Origin of the sequence: Ochrovirga pacifica (genome assembly GCF_000220525.1) — a bacterium.
GTDB lineage: Bacteria > Bacteroidota > Bacteroidia > Flavobacteriales > Flavobacteriaceae > Ochrovirga > Ochrovirga pacifica.
In genome coordinates this window covers 1-19,653 of record NZ_AFPK01000066.1, presented here as the reverse complement: position 1 = coordinate 19,653, position 19,653 = coordinate 1, and the positions used below count along the sequence as shown (strand labels likewise).

Genomic DNA, 19,653 nt, shown 5'->3' with positions numbered 1-19,653 from the left:
AATCCTTTGTACTTACTAAAATTTAAAACTGTCCTTAAAATCACATCAAAATAGACCAAACAAACCTTTATTTTGACAAACATCATTAAGCCATTAAACAAAACCACACTAAAACCGTCTTTGTGTACACACAAACTTTAAAAAAAAAATCACCATGTACAGAAGGCTACTAGCATCGCTAGGTTTGATACTAGCAATTAACACTAGCAACGCACAACAATACGTAACGTTTTTAGGGCATGATGTAAACAAAACTCAACACATTTTAGAAACAAAAGTTAGGGCAGGAATTTTTAAAGTAAAAAACGTAGGTTACCAAGGACCTAATGAAAAAGAGATAGACCAATTAAAAGAGTTTACAGTGCATCCTGATGACGATACAGAAACTATTAATAAAATGATTGTAAAGGCCAGCAAAGCCCAACAGCATGGAAAAATAGGAGGGAAGCTAGTGTTTGAACCCGGACTGTATGTGGTAAGTGGACTAGAATTGAAATCTAATGTACACATCCGCTTACAACCCAAAGTGATTTTGGAACCCAATCAGTCGAACCCAAAACACATAAAAAAAGCCAAATGGGTCTTTGGTATAGGAAAAAATGAAAAGGTAACAAACGTATCCATCCTAGGTTTAGGAATGGGAACAGAAAGAGCCATTATACGATACAAAAGAGAATCTGACTTGCCCAAAACAGGTGGAGCTAGAGCTTTTACGATAGGTGCAGTAACCAATTTGTTTGTACAGAATATATGGATTCAAGACGATCAAACTCGATTTTCGGGTGTTGCTTTTTCATTTCAAAACAAAACCTATAATGAAACTGGTTGTGCCAAAAACGTAACCATTGATTATGTAAAACAAACCCATGCTGCTTTTGGATATGGACTGATACAGTCTAATGCAGGAAAAAACTTACTTTTTAGCAATTTGTATAGCTTAGGTGGGGTTTGTGCCCGTTTGGAAACAGACAATCGAACCTCTAAAAGTCTTTATGGAGTAGACAATGTACACGTGGTAAATGTAAGTAGCGAAAACGGAAAAGCAGCCGTATATTTAAATCCACACACCTTGATAAACGGAGCTGTTTATGTGAATGGAGCTTATGGATACAACTCGCAAATGGTGGTAGAAATCAGACCTGGATACAAAGATCCTACAGGAAAAGGAAGGTACGGAAAAGACTCTTGGATAAAAAATGTAACTGCTGTATACGGACTAAGTGCCCCAGTACAATATTCTGCCAAAAAGAGTATTCCCAAATGTTTGCTCTCTTATTTTGATGCTAACACCCAACCAGACAAAGAATCTAAAGGAGTAAAAACAGGCCCTTCGGTATGTGTTATTGGCGATTTTGTAGGACAAATAGCCATTGACACAAGTACTGTAAAAGCCCGTATTCCTGCCAAAGAAACCAATCTAGACAATACTGTAGCTGCCCGAAAAAACATAGTAAATGGTGCAGCCTACCGAGGTAAGGATTCAAAAAAGTTTTGTGGGGCTGCTGCTTACGAATAAAAATTAGTATGTTTGCACCCGTTTTAACACAAAGTGAGGTGCCAGAGTGGTAATGGAGCAGCCTGGAACGCTGTGGTCGTGTTTGCGGCCCGTGGGTTCGAATCCCACTCTCACTGCAATTAGCTAATACAACTTTAGCCAAAACAGTATAAACTCAATGTTTATCGGTTGTTTTAATTTATGTTGATTTTATAACAAACCAAATTAATTCATAAATTAGGTCTACATATCGGTCAACAAAATTTTTAACAAATTTGTTGACCGCTTAATGAAATCTTATAGTTGATTTGACTTTCGTCCATTTATTCATCAATAAAGACGACAATTATGAGAAGTTCACAAACATTTGCAATCCTATTCTGGATAAACACTTCGCGTATTAAAAACAACAAAGCTCAAATATTTGCAAGAGTAACTATCAATCAAAAAAGAGCAAATATTAGTTTAAAGAGAGAGGTAGAAGTTTCCAAATGGGATTCGTCTAAATCCAAAGTAAAAGGAAATAGTTCCGAAGCGAGAAACATTAATAACTATATTGAACAGGTGAGGTCTGGATTATTCAAGGCCTACCAAGACTTAACTTATGAAGATGAGAATGTAACTGCAAAATTGGTTAAATCTAGATATTTGGGCTTAGACGTTAGATATCACTCTTTATTGGAATTATTTGAATACCATAATAAACTAAATGAAGGTCAACTTTCCAAAGCAACTTACAGCCATTACAAAACTACTCAATCTTATTTGAAAACTTTTTTATCTGAAAAGTACAAAACTACTGATGTATTCCTTAAAGATATTAACTATCAAATGATTATTGATTTCGAGCTATTCCTTAGTAAACATAAATACGGATCCATTAAAATAAATACCATAGCAAAACATTTACAAAGGTTTAAGAAAATGTTTTATATGGCAATGAAATTAGATTGGATAGCAAAAAATCCTTTCATTTCGTATAAGTTTAAAACTGTTAAACCTGATAGAGAATATTTAACTCAAGATGAATTGAACAGTATAATAGAATATAAGTTTACAATAGAAAGACTTCAAAATGTTAAAGACCTATTCTTGTTTAGTTGTTACACTGGATTAGCTTATGTAGATATAAGAAATTTAACCTCTCAAAATCTGGCAAAAGGTATTGATGGAAATACTTGGATTATCACTAAAAGACAAAAAACAGGTACTTCAGTAAAGGTTCCACTTTTAGAACCCGCAGAAAACATCCTAAATTCATATACCGAAAACTTACGTGTTTTACATTCCAAAAAACTACTACCAGGAATCTCCAATCAGAAAGTGAATAGTTACTTAAAAGAAATAGCAGATTGTTGTGGTATTACTAAAAATTTAACCTTTCACATGGCACGTCATACTTTTGCAACCACAGTTACTTTAAGTAATGGAATTCCCATAGAAACGGTGTCTAAAATGTTAGGACATACTAAATTGACCACTACTCAGATATACGCAAAAATTATAGACAAAAAAGTGTCTGAAGACATGCAAATTCTACAAGATAAATACAGTAAACAAAAGTTAATTAATATTGATAAAAGTGAAATATCATAAACGAAATAGTATGAATACAGTAATATTTAGCTTTATTTGTTATCAAAAAAATAACAATTGCTTAACATGGAGAAAATCAATCTATGGGTGGTGGAGTATGGAAAAGAAATAAAAACAAATAACAAATTAGCATTAGAAACAAAAGAAAAACTGAAACAAAACATTGTTCTAACCAAGGAGTTACTTTCAAAACTCCGAGAACATGTACGAGTTAAACATTTTGAGAGCAAAGAAGAAGAAATCAACTTTTTTAAAAGCGTAAAACCACAAATCTGTAGCAGACTAAAATTCTTCAAAACACAACTAGAATACTATTGTGAAATGCCTTTTGTATCAAGCGAAAGGCAAATCAAATACATTCAAAATTTAATCAAAGAGATTGAAGTTATAAGGAAGAATAATATAAGTTTTTTTAAGTATGTGAAACACGAAGAAACGCATTGTGATGAAATTTATTTTACAAGAATTAAACAACAAACGCTACTGTTTTCACAATCTGAAATACTAGACACAGATCCGCTTTTTACAACATCACACGATTATTTAGCCGCGGAAGTATTCTATTACAATCAAATCAAAGATTTTTTAAAGCAAGAATTGTATTGTTTAAGAAACTTACAAAAAAGTTCTTTAGATAATATTACCATTCAGAACGGATTGGGTTCTCTCAGCTGGACAGCCTCTAAAACAGATTTGGTAGAGTTGATCTATGCTTTAAAGGTAACAGGTGCAATCAATGGTGGAACTGCTCAGGTAAAGGATTTAGTAGGAGTATTTGAATCTATATTTAAAATAGAGTTAGGTAACTACTATAAAACCTTTGGAGAGATTCAAAATAGAAGTAAAGAGCAAACCAAATTCCTTTCTAAATTATCATCAAATCTTGTTAAAAAATTAGATTTTGAAGATGCTTAAAAATCGGTAGTTCTCGTAACTACCGAAAAAGGTATTTCTACAACTATTATTTAAATAGATTCTAGGTAATAAAACCTCAACCTTTATAAAGGTTGAGGTTTTAAATTTTGAAATTTATTTTTCGGTAGTACCGAACAGGTACCGAATAAATTCCATCAAAGCATTGCAATTTTGTAAAACGAAAGTCAAATCAAACTATTAGTTAATCATTAAAATTGTAACAGATGCCAACAGCTATTATTACTACAGACGATTTAAGAGAATTTAAATTAGAATTATTAGTAGAGTTTAAAAAATTATTAGATCAAAGTCCTTTGGGCCAAACAAAGAAATATTTAAAATCTAATGAAGTAATGGAATTACTCCAGGTAAGTCCAGGAACACTTCAAACATTGAGAATCAATGGTACTTTACCCTACACCAAAATAGGTGGGATTATATACTACGAATCTCAAGAAATTCAAAAAGTGATGGAGGCTAACAAAGTAAATCATTAATAAAATGGCTGAGATCAATTACATATCCCATCTCAACCAATTCTTTGTTAAAATTCAATCAGACACTAAAATGAATACCACACATGTAAGCATGTATATGGCTTTGTTCTATTTCTGGAACAAAGCTAGGTTTTCATCAGAGTTTTTCATCAATAGAAATGAAATTATGCTAATGTCCAGAATAGGTTCCAAAGGAACCTATCACAAATGTTTACATGATTTATCAGAGTGGAAATATATAATTTACAAACCCTCTCATAATCCTCATATGGGGAGTAAAATTTACATGTTCAATTTTGGGACAAGTACCGAACAAGTAGTGAACTCATACAGTACCAAAAGTGGGACAACTACCGTATCAAAAGTGGGACAAGTATCGGGGCCTTATATAAACAATAATAAACATAGTAAACATTATAAACAGGAAAATCAAAATTCTGATTTTTTAAAAATAGAAAATGATAAAGATTACAACCAACCACTATAAAAATTTTGGTTTTGGCTGTTTTAAAACAAAAAATAAAATTTGACATACAAGGTTGTTTTGTGAAAATGGATTTGAAATTTTCGTAAAAAGAAAAAGGTGTTTGAGCGATAGCGAGTTCTTTTTCTTTAGAAAATGAGAACAGCATTTTAGAAATGTTCTTGAAGTCTTGATTTTTTAGTTCTTTGGCATCAAGGCAAAAGAACAGAAGATGCAAAAGTCAAAAAAAACAAAAGAAAAAAATATGCATCCACACATCATACACGAAAAAGAAACGATGTTCGAATTAGGAACTATTGAAAACAATGTCATCCAATACGATTTTGATAAAATTGTTGCTTACCTCAACTACAAAGGAAAACTACTATTTGGGAAAGATTTTAAAATTTACGATGAAGATTTGTTTTTGGTTTACAAGCTTTGCTTGTTTTATATCCGTGATTATAAAAATTGTGAAAAGTATGGAATAGATCCTTACAAAGGAATTTTATTATCGGGTCCTGTAGGTTGCGGAAAGACTTCTTTGATGAAGTTACTGAAATGCATAACACCTGAACACAATTCTTACCAGGTAATCCCATGCAGACAAATAACTTTTCAATTCAACGGAAAAGGATACCCAACTATAGAGATGTACGGTTCTTCTAACTCTTACTGTTTTGATGATTTAGGAGTAGAACCCGATGGAAAACATTTCGGACAAGATTGCAATGTGATGGGAGAAGTTTTACTCTCTAGACATGATTTATTTATTCAAAACAAGAGGTTAACATATGCAACAACTAACCTAAATGCAAATGAATTAGGAGAACGTTATGGAACAAGAGTTCGTTCCAGAATGCGACAATTGTTTAATTTGGTCGCTTTTGATAAGGATTGTAGGGATAAAAGATGATAGGTGTAGAATGCGATTAAAATTTACCATACAAATTACATACCTCTTACTCCGTTGTGCAAAATTATCGTAACATGAAAGTTAAAAATATAAATTCCGACCGATTCTTTCATTCAAGTGATCAGGAGTGGAGAAAAAAAGTATCTTAAATCTGAAAACTACAATTAGTTTAAAATAATTAATTACGGAGTTTTAGTTGAGCTTCATCTGACAGATAAAGTAATTGATGTCTTGAGATTTAGTCAAGTTATAGGCAGGTCTAGTGCTGAAAAAAATGTTGGAATGTTTCCTAAAGAACAACCAATAAAGCCTATATCTTTTAAGGAGTAAGATAAACTACTAAAGACATAGCCTCATAAAGGATTTTATATTTAAAGAGGCTTTAAAAGGATAAATCAGATTATATCTCCTAAAAGAAAATCCTTTTTTAGAGCTGAGTCTATCCAAATAAAAATTGCTTTAATTTTTTCTTATCATTCATTTTGTTAGTCTTATTTACCAAAAATTCGCTGCCAATTTACACGCAATTTTTTATATAAACCCCGTTAAAACGATGCCTGACCTTTTCAGAATAAAGTCTACATAACTTAAAAATTAAACTATTTTATTTAAAAAAATATTGAGATTGTCATCTCTATTTAGTCCCAATTTCTTACGAATACGTGAACGAGCCATATGTACACTATTTATTGAGATACCTAATAAATGAGACATTTCTTTACTGTCAAAATTTAGTTTTACAAGAGCACAGTGTTTTAAATCTGTTGGAGTTAAATCTGGATAATCCATTAATAATTGGTCATAAAAATTTTTATTGATTTGCGTAAACCGTAGATGGAAATCTTCCCAGATTCTCTTGTTATTTTGTTTATGTTTGTTGTGCAAAGATTTATAGGTGACAGGTGATTTTGTTTTAAGTTCTTCTAAAAGCTCTTTAGTAAATTGTTCTTTTTCTATTATTTGCAAAGCATTAGCAGTAAGTTCTTTGTTTTTAACATTAAGTATAGCTTTGTTTTTATCATCATTAATTTTCTTTTCAAAGGCTATTTTTTTAATCTTTACTTTCAGCCTAAATGTAATATACACTATTGAGGCTAATAGTAATAAGAAAATAATTAATAACCATAATCTAAATTTAGCTTTGTTATTCAATTCTAATAATTTAGTTTGAGTCGCTATTTGTTCTTCCTTTTTTTGTATGTCATCTTTATATTTATTTTTGATCTCAAAAAGATTTTTATTTTGTTGACTTTGTATATTAAATAAACTATCAGACCATGCTTTAGACTTTTGTATATAATTAAAAGCTTTTTTATGCTTATTCTCCTTTGCGTATAGTTTTGCAATTTTCTCCAAAACTAAAGGCTTCATTTTGGTTTGTGTTTGTAGTGAGTCTATAGCATTAAGAGATTTATTATAGTAAACAAAAGCACTATCAGGTTCATTAATTGCACTTTTTAATTCACCCAAATAATAAGCAACCGAAGCCTGAAAACCATTACCATTTTTTTCAAGATACTCAAGCACACCATATAATTTTTTTTTTGCCTTATTGTATTCTTTTAATTTTATATACACTTGTCCATAAACTCCATCAACAAAATATAACCTGTTTCCAGAATTGTCAGACTTGTAACAAGTATCAAGATATTTAAGAGCAGAATTATAATCATGCATTGTAAAATATTGTACGGCAACATCTAAATAACAAGCAGTAAGCCTTTCCTTATATTTTTTATCAATCTTAGCATATTTATTAGCAATTATCAATCCTTCTTTTAAATGAAATAAGGCTTCATTTTCTTTATTATAAACTCCATATAGAATGCCTAACATTTGATGAATCTCAAGTAAAGGCATTTTATTAGATATATTATTAGCCATTGGCATGACCTCCCAAAGTAGTTCGAATGCGTTGTTAAATTTACCTTTTCTATACTCAATGTCTGATATATGGACTACACTGTTTAGATAATTAACGGTGTCACTTCTCGATAAGAAATACTTACCAATATTTTCAAAGTAAGAATAAGCTTCATCAGTTGGAGCTTGTAACATGATATAACGATCATGATGAAAATTGTCTATTTCAAACGAAGTAGAATCTAATGAGTTTTGGGATAAAATAGAAGTTGGAGTGATAATGATGAGTAGATATAAATACTTAATCCAAAACCGCATATTATGTTTTTTAATGCAAGATAATTAATTCTGATCTTAGATATAGTTTATGTTGGAGCTTACTACACTAAATATAGTTATAATATAGTTGTTAGATCTAAAAAATCATTCTTTAAAATACATTTTTGCATATTGATAATTAGTGGTTTAGACTACTTTGTGAAATAGAGTTAAAGTGTTTTACAAAAACATAATTACCATAGTCATATTTACCATTATAAAGAGAGTTTATGAATCAATATATTATTTAAAACTAACACAATGAATAAAATTAAATCTTGGACAATAGTTATTATTCTTTTTTTTAGCAATACAATACTAAGCCAAAAAAAAGATCAGAATAATCTAAGTAAAACTGTAACAGAATTAGAAAACAAAGAAATTAAAAACTATTACAAAGAAGAATGGCCCTCTATCGCTCGTCACACAACCCCAGAATGGTTTAGAGATGCTAAATTCGGAATTTATACACATTTTGGACCAGCAGTATTAGCTACACAACATAAAACCACAGAATGGTGGGGATGGGCAATGTATAATAAAAAAGCAAAATATTGGACAAATGCTGTAAGACCAAACTCTCCTGATACAACCCGAAGCTTTAAATTACATCAAAAACTTTTTGGGGATCAAAATGAATACGGATATAAAGATTTAATTATGGATTTTCAGCCGGATAAATTCAATGCAGATGAGTGGGCTGATGTTTTTGCAAAATCAGGAGCTAAGTTTAGTGGACCAATGGGGTGTCATCATGATAATTTTATGTTGTGGGACTCTAAAGTTACTCGTTGGAATATGAAGCGTACTGCTGGCATTGATGTAGTAGGGGAGCTAGAAAAATCAATACGAGCAAAAGGGATGAAATTTGTAATGACTTTTCACCATGCTTTTTCCTGGTGGTTTTTCAATGAATCTCACTTATTTGATGGAGCAGATCCTGCATACGAAGACTTATATTGTAGACCTCATAAATTTTCTGATGCCCCAGATAGTTTTGATGAGTATCCTGATGCAGAATATGAAGACTTATGGTTTAGAAAACTTGAAGAAGCTTACACAAAATATAATCCAGATTTATTATGGTTTGATATGGGGCTAGAGTTGTTAAGCGATGATATTCGAAAACGTGCTTTCGCTGGAATGCTTAATAATGCTGAGAAAAAAAATCAAGAAATTGGAATTTCATACAAAACTAAATTTGACATTTGTATACCTCCATCTGCAGGTATTTTAGATTTTGAAAAAGGACGTTCTCAAAATGTAAGAGAAGACGTGTGGTTAACCGACACGCCACTTGCAGGATGGTTTTATAACGGTCGTAAATCTCGCTCTGCCGAAGCTGTAATTGAAATCCTCATAGACATTGTAAGCAAAAATGGCTGTATGCTACTAGATGTAAGCCCAAAACCTGACGGAACTATACCCGAAGATCAAAAAGAGACCCTGATGGGTATTGGTGAATGGTTGCAAAAAAATGGTAAAGCTATTTATAATACTAGACCATGGGTAATTGCCGAAGAAGGACCTACAAAATTAAATAAAGACGGCCACTTTAACGAAAACTGGGAAGCCATGTATACTGAAAAAGATATACGCTACACACAAAGTAAAGATAGTAATACAATATATGTAATTGTAATGGATAAACCAACAAGCAACTTGGTCGTTGCTAAAAAATTAGGAAAGGGGTTCGAATACCTCACACGAGATATTAAAAGTGTCTCTCTACTTGGTTCTGATGAAAAAATTGAGTGGAAGCAAAATGAAACAAATATGACTTTCTCGTTTCCAAAAAATGCAAAAGGGAAACATGCTTTTTGTTATCAACTAAATTTAAAAAATAACTAACCATGAAACTCAAAAACTCTTTAATATTTTTAATAGGATTAACTTTTTTAAGTTGTCACCACTTAAAAAAGAATACCATTACCAGTAATGATGTACCTAAATATTTTGAACCTACTGTAGAATCTCTACAGCAGTATAAAACTCCAGAATGGTTTAAAGATGCCAAATTTGGAATTTGGAATGTGTGGGGCCCCTACTCTGTTCCTGCTGTAGGCGAATGGTATGCTCGTAATATGTATATTATGGATGGCGAAAATAAGTGGCAAATTCAAGGGCCTCATCATAAAAAAGTATGGGGAGATCAATCAGAATTTGGATATAAAGATTTTATTCCTATGTGGAAAGCAGAAAAATTTGATGCCAATCATTTGATGAAGCAATATAAAAATGCTGGGGCAAAATATTACACTTCTATTGCAACGTTTCATGACAATTACGATTTGTTTGATTCTAAATATACACGTTGGAATTCAGTAAAAACAGGTCCAAAAATGGATATGGTAAAAGCTTTTCAGGATGCTGCACATGCACAAGGTTTGCGTTATGGTGCAACAACACATTTAGCTAGAAGTCTTAACTGGTGGACTGTAAACAAAGGAACTGCTAATAAACCTTATGATGGTGCCAATCCTGAGTATTATGATTTATACCATCCTCCTTATGATTATAAAAATCCTGATGATAAACACATTGCTGAGGCATGGGGAACCATGTGGAATAAGCGTTTGAAAGACTTAATAGATAATTACGAATTAGATTTATTGTATTTTGACGGTCCTATTCCCTTTAGAAAAAAAGGATATGATGTTGTTTCACACTTCTATAATAATAACCTAAAACGCCACAATGGTGCCGAAAACGGTGTAATGTGTATCAAAGGCTGGCCTAAAGAATCAGGGAAAGAATTTTCTGATGTTGCACTTATGGATTATGAAAGAAAAAAAGCAGGAGAATTAAAATTAAATGCATGGCAGACTGACGATCATATGGGGTGCTGGGGCTACAACCAATATGCAAAATATAGACCCACCAACTACATTGTAGATAAATTAATTGACATTGTCAGTAAGAACGGAAACTTACTTTTATGCTTACCATTAAAAGCAGATGGAACCCACCCAGAAGCTATTGATACTTTCCTTATTGAAATGGGGGCTTGGATGACTTTAAATGGAGAAGCAATATATGGTACCCGACCTTGGAAAATTTTTGGGGAAGGACCAAAACGAAAAGAAGCAAAAAATCATGCAGATATGGCCAGTGAGGAGATGATGGATCAAAAAGACATTCGTTTTACGACTAAAGGCAATAGTTTATTTGCTTTCCAATTAGGATGGCCTGAAAATAAAATAATGTCTATAAAAGCTCTGGGGACTAAATCAGAATACAATTCAAAAAAAATAAGTTCTGTAATGATGGTAGGAAGTAATAAAAGTTTGGATTTTGAGCAAAATGATGATAACCTAAAAATAAAACTCCCTAACAATCAGCATTGTAAATATGCTTTTGCTGTTAAAATATCGTTCGAATAACTAATATTCTACTAAAAAAAATAAAAAAATGAATATAAAAGTCTTTTTTTCATCACTTTACTTTGTGTTTTTGCTAAGCTCCAATCAAATTATTTTTGCTCAAAAAAAACCAAGCAATAAAGAAAATGCTAGTGAGATAAACCAAATTGAACATGCAAGAAAATCTGGAAAAATATTTAAAGAAGAATGGCCGTCTATAGCCAAACATTCAGCTCCAGAATGGTTTAGAGATGCTAAATTTGGGATTTTTACATGCATTGGACCAGCTACATTAGCTACACAACATCAAACGACTGAATGGTATGGATGGGCTATGTACGACACCATCGGTGTTTACTGGAATAATGCTCCAAGAGGTAAAGCTAAACCATCAGGTGAATATTTACGTCACAAAAGTTTATTCGGTGGTGATCAAAACGAAGTTGGGTACAAAGATATTATTAAGCAGTTTAATCCAACAAAATTCAATGCCGAAGAATGGGCTGATTTATTTCAGAAAGCAGGAGCTAAATTTATGGGGCCTATAGGCGTGTTTCATGATAATTATCTGAACTGGGATTCTGATGTGAGCCGTTGGAATAGTATGGACATGGCGGGTGTTGACATTACTGGAGAATTAGAAAAAGCAATCCGAAAACGCAATATGAAATACCTTATTACGTATCATCATGCATTTACTTGGTATTGGTATTATCATTCGTATGCTTTTGATGGTGGAATATCTGGTAATGAAGATTTATATGGCAAGCCTCATGGTTTTTCTTCTGATGCTGATAGTTTTCAACCATATCCTGATGATAATTTTGAACAACGTTGGTTTGAAATATTAAAAGAGTCTGCCGATAAATACAATCCAGATTTATATTGGTTCGATATGGGGTTAGAATTACTTAGTGATAATATTAGAAAAAAAGCATTTGCTTATTTATTAAATCATGCAAACCAAAACAATCAGGATATTGGCCTAACATATAAAATTAAATACGATGTGTGTATCCCTCCTTCGGCAGGAATCTTAGATTATGAAAAAGGACGTTCAACCGGATTACGAGAAGCTCCATGGTTAAGCGACACTCCTTTGGGTGGATGGTTTTATAATGGTCGTAAATCTAGATCGTCAGAAGCCATTATCGAAATTCTTTGTGATGTCGTTAGTAAAAACGGATGTTTGCTATTGGATGTAAGCCCTAAAGCTGATGGAACAATTCCTGAAGATCAAAAGGAAACATTGTTAGGCATAGGAGAATGGTTGCATATGAATGGGGAGGCAATATACAATACAAGACCATGGACCATTGATGGTGAAGGTCCAACTACCTTAAAGACCGATGGTCACTTTAACGAAAACTGGGAGGCAATATATACTGATAAAGATATTAGATATACCCAAAGTAAAGACGGAAACACATTATATGTTATTGTTCTTGATCGTCCAACTGAAAATAAAATAACCGGAAAAATGCTATCGACCATCTTACCATATTTTAATAGAAAAATAGCAAATATTAGTTTAATAGGGTCTAATGAAAAAGTAAATTGGAAAAGAAATATATATGGCTTAGAACTTTCTTTTCCTAACAACCATCCAGGTAAACATGCATTTTGTTATAAAGTCAAATTAGTTAAGGAATAAAATCTTTGTGCTATTTCTAAAATTTAAAAAAGCTGACAATAAACCATTTCATCCAACTCAATGTTACAAATATCGTAATAACAAAGTACATCACTACCCTGTAACCAGAAATGTATTTTGTTCAATTCAATAAAACAAAAGGTATAAGAGATGTTTTCAATAAGATGTCCAATAGAGATATACCACTTTGGAAAAACTCTAAATCAAACAAGCATTTTCATTTGTGGTTACATGGATTATACAAAAATCAAAACCACAAAATGGTTCCAAATGGTAACCCCATCAATATAAAACCGATTTGATTCTAGTTTTGGAGACTTTTAGCTTATTAAGTGTTAAAGTACACATTGTTATTAGTTTATGTTTGGTTAATTAATAAAAAAGTGTATGTTTGAATAATAGGACTTAAGTCCTTCTTTTTCATAGCAATTTTTTGCTCCGCTAGTCCACTAGCGGAGTTTTTATTTTTATAAATCCCTAACCAAATGTTTCACAACACCTCGGGGTAAGATTACATCTTCCTCCAAAATCTGTATATTTTCAAAGTCAGTATTATCTGCAATCAACAATTTTCGCTCTTTATCAAATCTTTTCACGGTAAACTCGTTGTTGTTTACAGATACAATAGCAATCGAATCATCTTTTAAGTACAAATCTGATCGTACAATCAAAAAATCTCCTATATGTAGAGTAGGATACATTGAATTCCCTTTCACTTTTACAATAAATGTACTATTCGGTTTACTCAACAATCTTGCATCCAAACTTAGTTGTTGTTCCTTAAAATCATCAGCAGGACTTGGAAATCCAGCCTGGACACCACTTTCATAATAAGGCACATAAACGTTGTTCCCTTCAACTCTGTACGGAACCAGTTCCAATTCGTCTCCCAACGGTGGAGTCACTTTAATTATTTTCATAACATTAAAGTTAAAATTTATTCTAAATCAAAGTGATTAACATTCTGTTAAAGTTTATTTGGTAATGTCTTCATGTTATTTTATAGGGGAAAATTTTAATATGTGACTCTTACTAATAAACAAGGTAAAGAATGATTGAGTTAAGTAATAAAGAAAGAAAATGTATTAGATATCTCACTAATGAAATGTCTAAATCAGATGCAGCTGTATTCGAAATAGAACTCAGTATAGACAATGAACTTAACTCAATTCTAAACACGTACAAAGAAATCTGGAATCATTATCCAGAGGATACAGACTCAGAAAAAAAAGTAAGAAAAAAATACTTATTCAAGAAGCTAAGAATTCGCAAAAACAAAAAAACAATGACGGTTCTAGCATCTTTTCTATTGATTTTTTCTGTACTCTCTGTTTCTAAATTGTTAAACACAGCAAAAGCAACATATACAAACGTAGTTAGCACCACTAAAGGGGAAGTAAAAATTATATATCTAAACGATAGCACCAAGATCCACCTCAATGCTTTAAGTCAAATAAAATATCCAAACAAATTCAACAACAGAAGAGAGGTTTACTTAGAAGGAGAAGCTTTTTTTGATGTAACCCACAACAAAAAAATGCCATTTATCGTACATACAAAAGACTTGGATATAGAAGTTTTAGGTACTGCATTCAATGTCAATACATATACAAATAATAAATCTGTTTCCTTACAAAGAGGAAAGGTGCAGGTAAAAACTAAAAACAATAATAACTACTTAGAATTATTACCCAACGAAGAGGTCGTTTACAATATAAAAAGCAAACATTTAATCAAAAGAAATTTTAAAACAAATCAAGTGTTGGGCTGGAAAGAAAATGTACTAATATTTAACAATCTACCCCTAAAAGATGCCATCAATCAAATAAATAGTTTTTATGGTGTTCAGTTTAGTATCTCTAATGCTGAACTCCAAAACAAAAAAATCACAGGTGCTTTTAAAAATCAAACAATTAAACAATTTATAGAGGCTGTAGAATTTATAGCCAATGTGTCCATAGATACGATTAGTGATAATCAATATCAGATAAATCAAAAAAAATGAGCATAAAAGGTGTTGATAATTTAGTTTGGGAAGAAGATATAACACTGTTTTCAAACATCAAAAAAGGCAATAACAAGGCTATTGAAAAGCTTTACAATAAATATTATCATAGTCTGTGTAGGTTTGGTGCATTATATGAATCCAACAATCATATAGTAGAAGAAAATGTAAATGATGTATTTATGTATCTATGGGACAACAAGCAAAAGCTAAACGAAATAAAAAAACCTAAATCCTACCTATATGTAATATTAAAAAACAAATTAAAAAAAACAAGCAAAGACTACCAGGTCAAATCGTTAGACCAATACGAACAGTTTGATTCATGTACTAGTGAATTAAATGTAGAAGAACATATCATTGCTAATGAACAAAGTAGAATAAATAAAGTCATCATTAGTAATATTTTGAAAAAAATCCCAAGCAGAACTCGTCAAGTATTTGAGATGAGCAGGCTTGACGGATTCAAATACAAAGAAATCTCTGAATTATTAGACATAACCCCTAAAACAGTTGAGAATCATATTGGCATAGCTCTTAAGTACATCTCAAAAGAATTGGCCAACATAAAATAAACCACGATTAACTTTTCAAAAATCAAAAAATCCTACTTGTTAGGACAGGAAAACTATTGTCTTATTCTAAAATAATAATCATATGAATTGTAAACATTTTTTAATTTTTTTATTACTAATGCTAACCCGCATAACCGATAGTTTAGCAGAAAATAGTAAAACTTCAAGTATAAACCTAAATCTGAAAAACACACCTATAATAGATGTTTTTGAAATGATTGAAAACCAAGTCGATAAAAAATTTATATACATCTATAAAGAAGAATTTTTTCAGCAAAAAGTAAATATCAATGCAATCAACCAACCTTTAACTATTGTTTTAGACATACTAAAACAAAAAACAACTCTAGATTTTAAAATTACAGACAAATCAATACTTGTAAAAATTCCAGAAAAGAGTACTTTCTTAAGTCAACAAGCTAAAACAAAAATAAGAGGAGTCATCACAAACGAAAGTAAATTCCCTGTATTCGGAGCAACGATTTCAGTTGTAGGAACAAATATAAGAGCAATATCAGATTTTGATGGTAATTATGTTATCGAAATTCCAAGCAATGCTAAACAATTAAGTATTTCGTATACAGGTTACAAAACAAAAACAGTAGCTATAAACAACCAAAAAACAATCAATATAGCATTAGAGCTTAGTGCTTCTCAATTAGACGAAGTCGTAATCACCGGTCAAGGAGCAAGTGTAAGTAAAAAAAGACTATCAAATAATGTTGTAACTATAAAAGCCGAAGAGTTAGAAGACATCCCTGCACAAAGAATAGATCAGTTAATTGCTACCAAGTTGCCCAATGCTCAAATCAATCTAACAGGTGGACAAGCAGGTTCATCTTCAATAATGAGATCTAGAGGTATCAATTCTGCATTTTTAAGTTCAACACCTATTTTTTATATAGATGGTGTTCGTATGGATAACTTAAATACAAGGAGTGCTCTTGGTGGGGGAAGTGCACAAGGTGCTGCCATAAGCTCTATCGCGGATATTCCAATGGAAAATATAGAAAGAATAGAGTACATCAATGGTGGTGCGGCTACTACTCTTTATGGTTCTGATGCAGCAAATGGGGTAATTCAAATTTTCACTAAGAAAGGTGGTAAATCAGGAACTCAAGTAAGTGTTTCTACACAAATGGGAGTGGTAACTCCAACAACTGATTTTTTATACTTTGATAAAACTAAAGATTTACTTTTTCAAAACGGTTTATATCAAAAACATAATTTGTCTTTAAGTGGTAGTAGTGAAAACGGATTTGGTTACAGTTTTTCTGGAAATTACTATCAAAATACAGGAGCACAAATACAAGATAACAATGAAAACAGAAAAATTGACTTTAGTACAGGGTTTAAAGCAAAGTTAGCTGATAAAGTTGATTATAACAGTTCTTTTATTTATGTAAATAATAGATTTAAAAGAAATAGAAATGGAAATCAAGGAGGTTACACAGGTTTGTGGTTTGCAGAAAGTGGAGCTTCAGTTTTAAAAGGTTTTAACAACCGATTGGATGATTTAACTTCAGAGGAATTTCAAGAAGTTAAAGATTTCGTAAGCTTAGCAGAAGAGCTTCAGGATAACAGTATTGATGTAAATAGAATAACTACTTCTCAAAGTTTTATCTATAAACCATTCAGAGGTTTTGAAGCAAAATTTGTTGGGGGTATAGATTACAGAATTCAAAAAGACCAAACCATTCAAACCAATGAATACCTATCTCATACTACTCAATCAGAAATAACTGACGAAGGTAGCATCAATAATGTAGAAAGAAAATATTTTGGAATTACATTAGAGTTAAATGCTCAACATAAATACAAAACAAAAGACTTCTCTTTTATCTCTACCCTAGGTGGACAATTGTTTAGAAATTCAGACCATCAGATACAATATAGGGGAAATGACATCAGAGATGGTGCCAAAACAATTAGTGATGCAGCTATAAGAACAAGTGAAGAATACCTAACCGAGGTATTAAACTACGGAATATACTTACAAGAAAACATAGGTTTTAAAGACAAACTATTCCTTGATTTAGGAATCAGGGGTGATAGAAACCCATCTTTCGGAGACAATATCGGAACACAATATTATCCTAAAGCAGGAGTGTCATGGTTAATTAATTCTGAGTCTTGGTTTCCAGCCAAAAAAACAATCAATTCCTTACGTTTTAGGTCAAATTACGGGTTAGCGGGTAATTTACCTCCTGCTTTTGTAAACGAAAGAACAATTGAATTCAATGGATTTCAAGGACAACAAGCTGCATTCTTCGGACAACCTGGTAACAATAATCTTAAACCAGAGAAAACAACAACTTTCGAACTCGGTTTTGATGCTACTTTGTTAAATAACAGAATTAATATTTCTGTAGGGTACTACAATGCAAATACAAAAGATGCTTTGTTTTATGTACCTCCTACACCATCAAGCGGTTTCTCTAGCAGTCAGTTGTATAATGTTGGTGAAATTGAAAATAAAGGATGGGAAATCAATACTCAGTTAATTCCTATTCAAACTAAAAATGCAAAATTAGCTTTCAATCTTTCCATTAATACTTTAGATAACCTAGTCGTAAATTCAGGAGGGATAGCACCATTCAACATCAACGGATTTAGTGCAAGAACAATTCAAACAGTCGTAGAAGAAGGACATCCTATTGGTTACATAAGAGGTAACAAAGGAACCTTTAACCAAGATGGAGTATTAGAGTCAACTACACCACAATCTTATTTAGGAACTACCATACCTGATTTATTTGGAAACATTGGAATAAACTTTAGCTACTATCAATTCGATTTCTTTGCAAACGCAAACTACCAAATGGGAGCATACGCAAATAGTTTCGATCAACAATTTAGATTTTTGTATGGTGCGTCAGACGATATTGTTTCAGAAGCTGAAGCTGAAGCAAATGGTACGTCAAATTGGTTAAACTTTACAAATTTATTTACCGAAAAAACAGATTTTTTAAAGGTAAGAACCATGGGGCTTAATTATAACTTCGTGCCAAAAAACAAAACAATTCTAAAATCTTTATCAGTCGGCTTTACCGTAAACAACCCATTCAATTTCACAGCTTCTTCTTTCGATCCAGAGGCTACTATAAGTGGTTCTGCTACAGGGCAAGGGGGTGCATCAACAGGAGGTATTTCATACGCTACCTATTCTGCACCAAGAGAATTTCTAACTTCAATTAGAGTAAACTTTTAAAACAGATAATCATGAAAAATATACATTTTTACTTCACACTTTTTGCATTCGTAGTAATCTCTTGTGTAGAAAATCCTAATGTAACCGAAGATGTGTTTTTAGAGAATAAAAATCCCTCAAAAAGTTGGATAAATGGATTAAAACGTCAATTAGCTCTAACCCTAAATGATGTTATCATCAACTCTGAAATGCTATCAGATAATTATTTTAACAACTATACGTTGTATAGTAAAGTTTTTGATACACCTCAAATTGATTATTCTGATATAGATGTCAATAGCACACAAGTAGAAATAGGTGCCCTTAGGGAAATGGCTGATTATGGTATAGAAACCATCTTACCTAACGATGTAGATGCTACTGCAGAGGATTGGTCATATGCATATTTTGCAAAAGCATATGCCTTAATATTGGCAGGAGAAAATTTTGTAGGACTTCCGGCAGATTCTAATACAGAAGCATTAACTGCTACCCAGCTATTAGAAAGTAGCATACCGTTTTTAGACTTAGCAATAGATTATGAAGAGGATGCTTCCGTAATCCTAACATACGAACTGTTAAAATCAAGAGTGTATAGGTCTTTAGGAGATTTAGAAAATGCTAAATTGTTTGCAAATAAAATTATTGGAAATACAGATGTCCTTTTTCAAGTTAATTTTGATGGTACTAATGGGGTGGTAAATGAAATGCAAAATGCAATTTTTACGGGTACTGAAAACAGATTTGCTCCATTACCTCGCTTAGATTTCTTAGACCCTAAATATTATGATGAAGGTACTTCTT

General features: G+C 31.9%; 14 protein-coding genes, 1 tRNA gene and 1 pseudogene. 14 read left to right on the top strand and 2 right to left on the bottom strand.

Annotated elements, in window-relative coordinates:
* The first annotated feature begins 154 nt into the window (after positions 1–154).
* From FS85_RS0112285 to FS85_RS0112255, 7 genes are all read left to right on the top strand, one after another.
* The gene (locus FS85_RS0112285; protein ID WP_010136630.1) at positions 155–1,516 is read left to right on the top strand and encodes a glycoside hydrolase family protein; all 1,362 of its coding nucleotides are present in this window, start codon (positions 155–157) and stop codon (positions 1,514–1,516) included.
* Between the two features lie 32 nt (positions 1,517–1,548).
* A tRNA-Ser gene (locus FS85_RS0112280) sits at positions 1,549–1,632 on the top strand.
* Positions 1,633–1,843: 211 nt separating this feature from the next.
* Positions 1,844–3,091, top strand: coding sequence for a site-specific integrase (locus FS85_RS0112275; RefSeq protein ID WP_010136629.1), 1,248 nt, complete (start codon positions 1,844–1,846; stop codon positions 3,089–3,091).
* A gap of 66 nt (positions 3,092–3,157) precedes the next feature.
* Positions 3,158–4,006, top strand: coding sequence for an RteC domain-containing protein (locus FS85_RS16205; protein WP_010136628.1), 849 nt, complete (start codon positions 3,158–3,160; stop codon positions 4,004–4,006).
* Positions 4,007–4,230: 224 nt separating this feature from the next.
* Complete coding sequence (locus tag FS85_RS0112265) at positions 4,231–4,503, top strand: helix-turn-helix domain-containing protein (protein WP_010136627.1); 273 nt, start codon at positions 4,231–4,233, stop codon at positions 4,501–4,503.
* Between the two features lie 70 nt (positions 4,504–4,573).
* Positions 4,574–4,990, top strand: a complete 417-nt coding sequence (locus FS85_RS0112260) for a hypothetical protein (RefSeq protein WP_010136625.1) — start codon at positions 4,574–4,576, stop codon at positions 4,988–4,990.
* Positions 4,991–5,198: 208 nt separating this feature from the next.
* On the top strand, positions 5,199–5,882 hold the full coding sequence (locus FS85_RS0112255) for an ATP-binding protein (RefSeq protein WP_010136624.1): 684 nt from the start codon (positions 5,199–5,201) through the stop codon (positions 5,880–5,882).
* A 594-nt stretch (positions 5,883–6,476) separates the two neighbouring features.
* Here FS85_RS0112255 and FS85_RS0112250 read toward each other — a convergent pair.
* Positions 6,477–8,063 (bottom strand): tetratricopeptide repeat protein, encoded by a 1,587-nt coding sequence (locus tag FS85_RS0112250; RefSeq protein ID WP_010136623.1) that lies wholly within the window; start codon positions 8,061–8,063, stop codon positions 6,477–6,479.
* A 261-nt stretch (positions 8,064–8,324) separates the two neighbouring features.
* Here FS85_RS0112250 and FS85_RS0112245 point away from each other — a divergent pair, with 261 nt between their 5' ends.
* From FS85_RS0112245 to FS85_RS15675, 3 genes are read left to right on the top strand one after another with little or no spacing between them, the layout of a single operon-like run.
* Complete coding sequence (locus tag FS85_RS0112245; protein WP_010136622.1) at positions 8,325–9,914, top strand: alpha-L-fucosidase; 1,590 nt, start codon at positions 8,325–8,327, stop codon at positions 9,912–9,914.
* Between the two features lie 2 nt (positions 9,915–9,916).
* On the top strand, positions 9,917–11,446 hold the full coding sequence (locus FS85_RS15680; protein WP_010136621.1) for an alpha-L-fucosidase: 1,530 nt from the start codon (positions 9,917–9,919) through the stop codon (positions 11,444–11,446).
* Positions 11,447–11,474: 28 nt separating this feature from the next.
* Positions 11,475–13,079 carry an alpha-L-fucosidase gene (locus FS85_RS15675; protein ID WP_010136620.1) on the top strand — a complete coding sequence of 535 codons (1,605 nt, stop codon included), beginning with the start codon at positions 11,475–11,477 and terminating at the stop codon, positions 13,077–13,079.
* Between the two features lie 467 nt (positions 13,080–13,546).
* Here FS85_RS15675 and FS85_RS0112230 read toward each other — a convergent pair whose 3' ends face one another.
* Entirely contained in the window at positions 13,547–13,999 is a 453-nt protein-coding gene (locus tag FS85_RS0112230; RefSeq protein WP_010136619.1) for a LexA family protein, read from the bottom strand.
* Positions 14,000–14,130: 131 nt separating this feature from the next.
* Here FS85_RS0112230 and FS85_RS15670 point away from each other — a divergent pair, with 131 nt between their 5' ends.
* The 4 genes and pseudogenes from FS85_RS15670 to FS85_RS0112210 form a co-directional block, all read left to right on the top strand.
* Positions 14,131–15,084, top strand: a complete 954-nt coding sequence (locus tag FS85_RS15670; RefSeq protein ID WP_010136618.1) for a FecR family protein — start codon at positions 14,131–14,133, stop codon at positions 15,082–15,084.
* The gene (locus FS85_RS0112220; RefSeq protein ID WP_010136616.1) at positions 15,081–15,659 is read left to right on the top strand and encodes a sigma-70 family RNA polymerase sigma factor; all 579 of its coding nucleotides are present in this window, start codon (positions 15,081–15,083) and stop codon (positions 15,657–15,659) included. Before FS85_RS15670 ends, FS85_RS0112220 begins: the two co-directional genes overlap by 4 nt.
* Before the next feature lie 82 nt (positions 15,660–15,741).
* Positions 15,742–18,870 (top strand): TonB-dependent receptor domain-containing protein, encoded by a 3,129-nt coding sequence (locus tag FS85_RS0112215; RefSeq protein WP_010136615.1) that lies wholly within the window; start codon positions 15,742–15,744, stop codon positions 18,868–18,870.
* Between the two features lie 11 nt (positions 18,871–18,881).
* Positions 18,882–19,653, top strand: a pseudogene (locus FS85_RS0112210) (tetratricopeptide repeat protein); the annotation flags it as partial.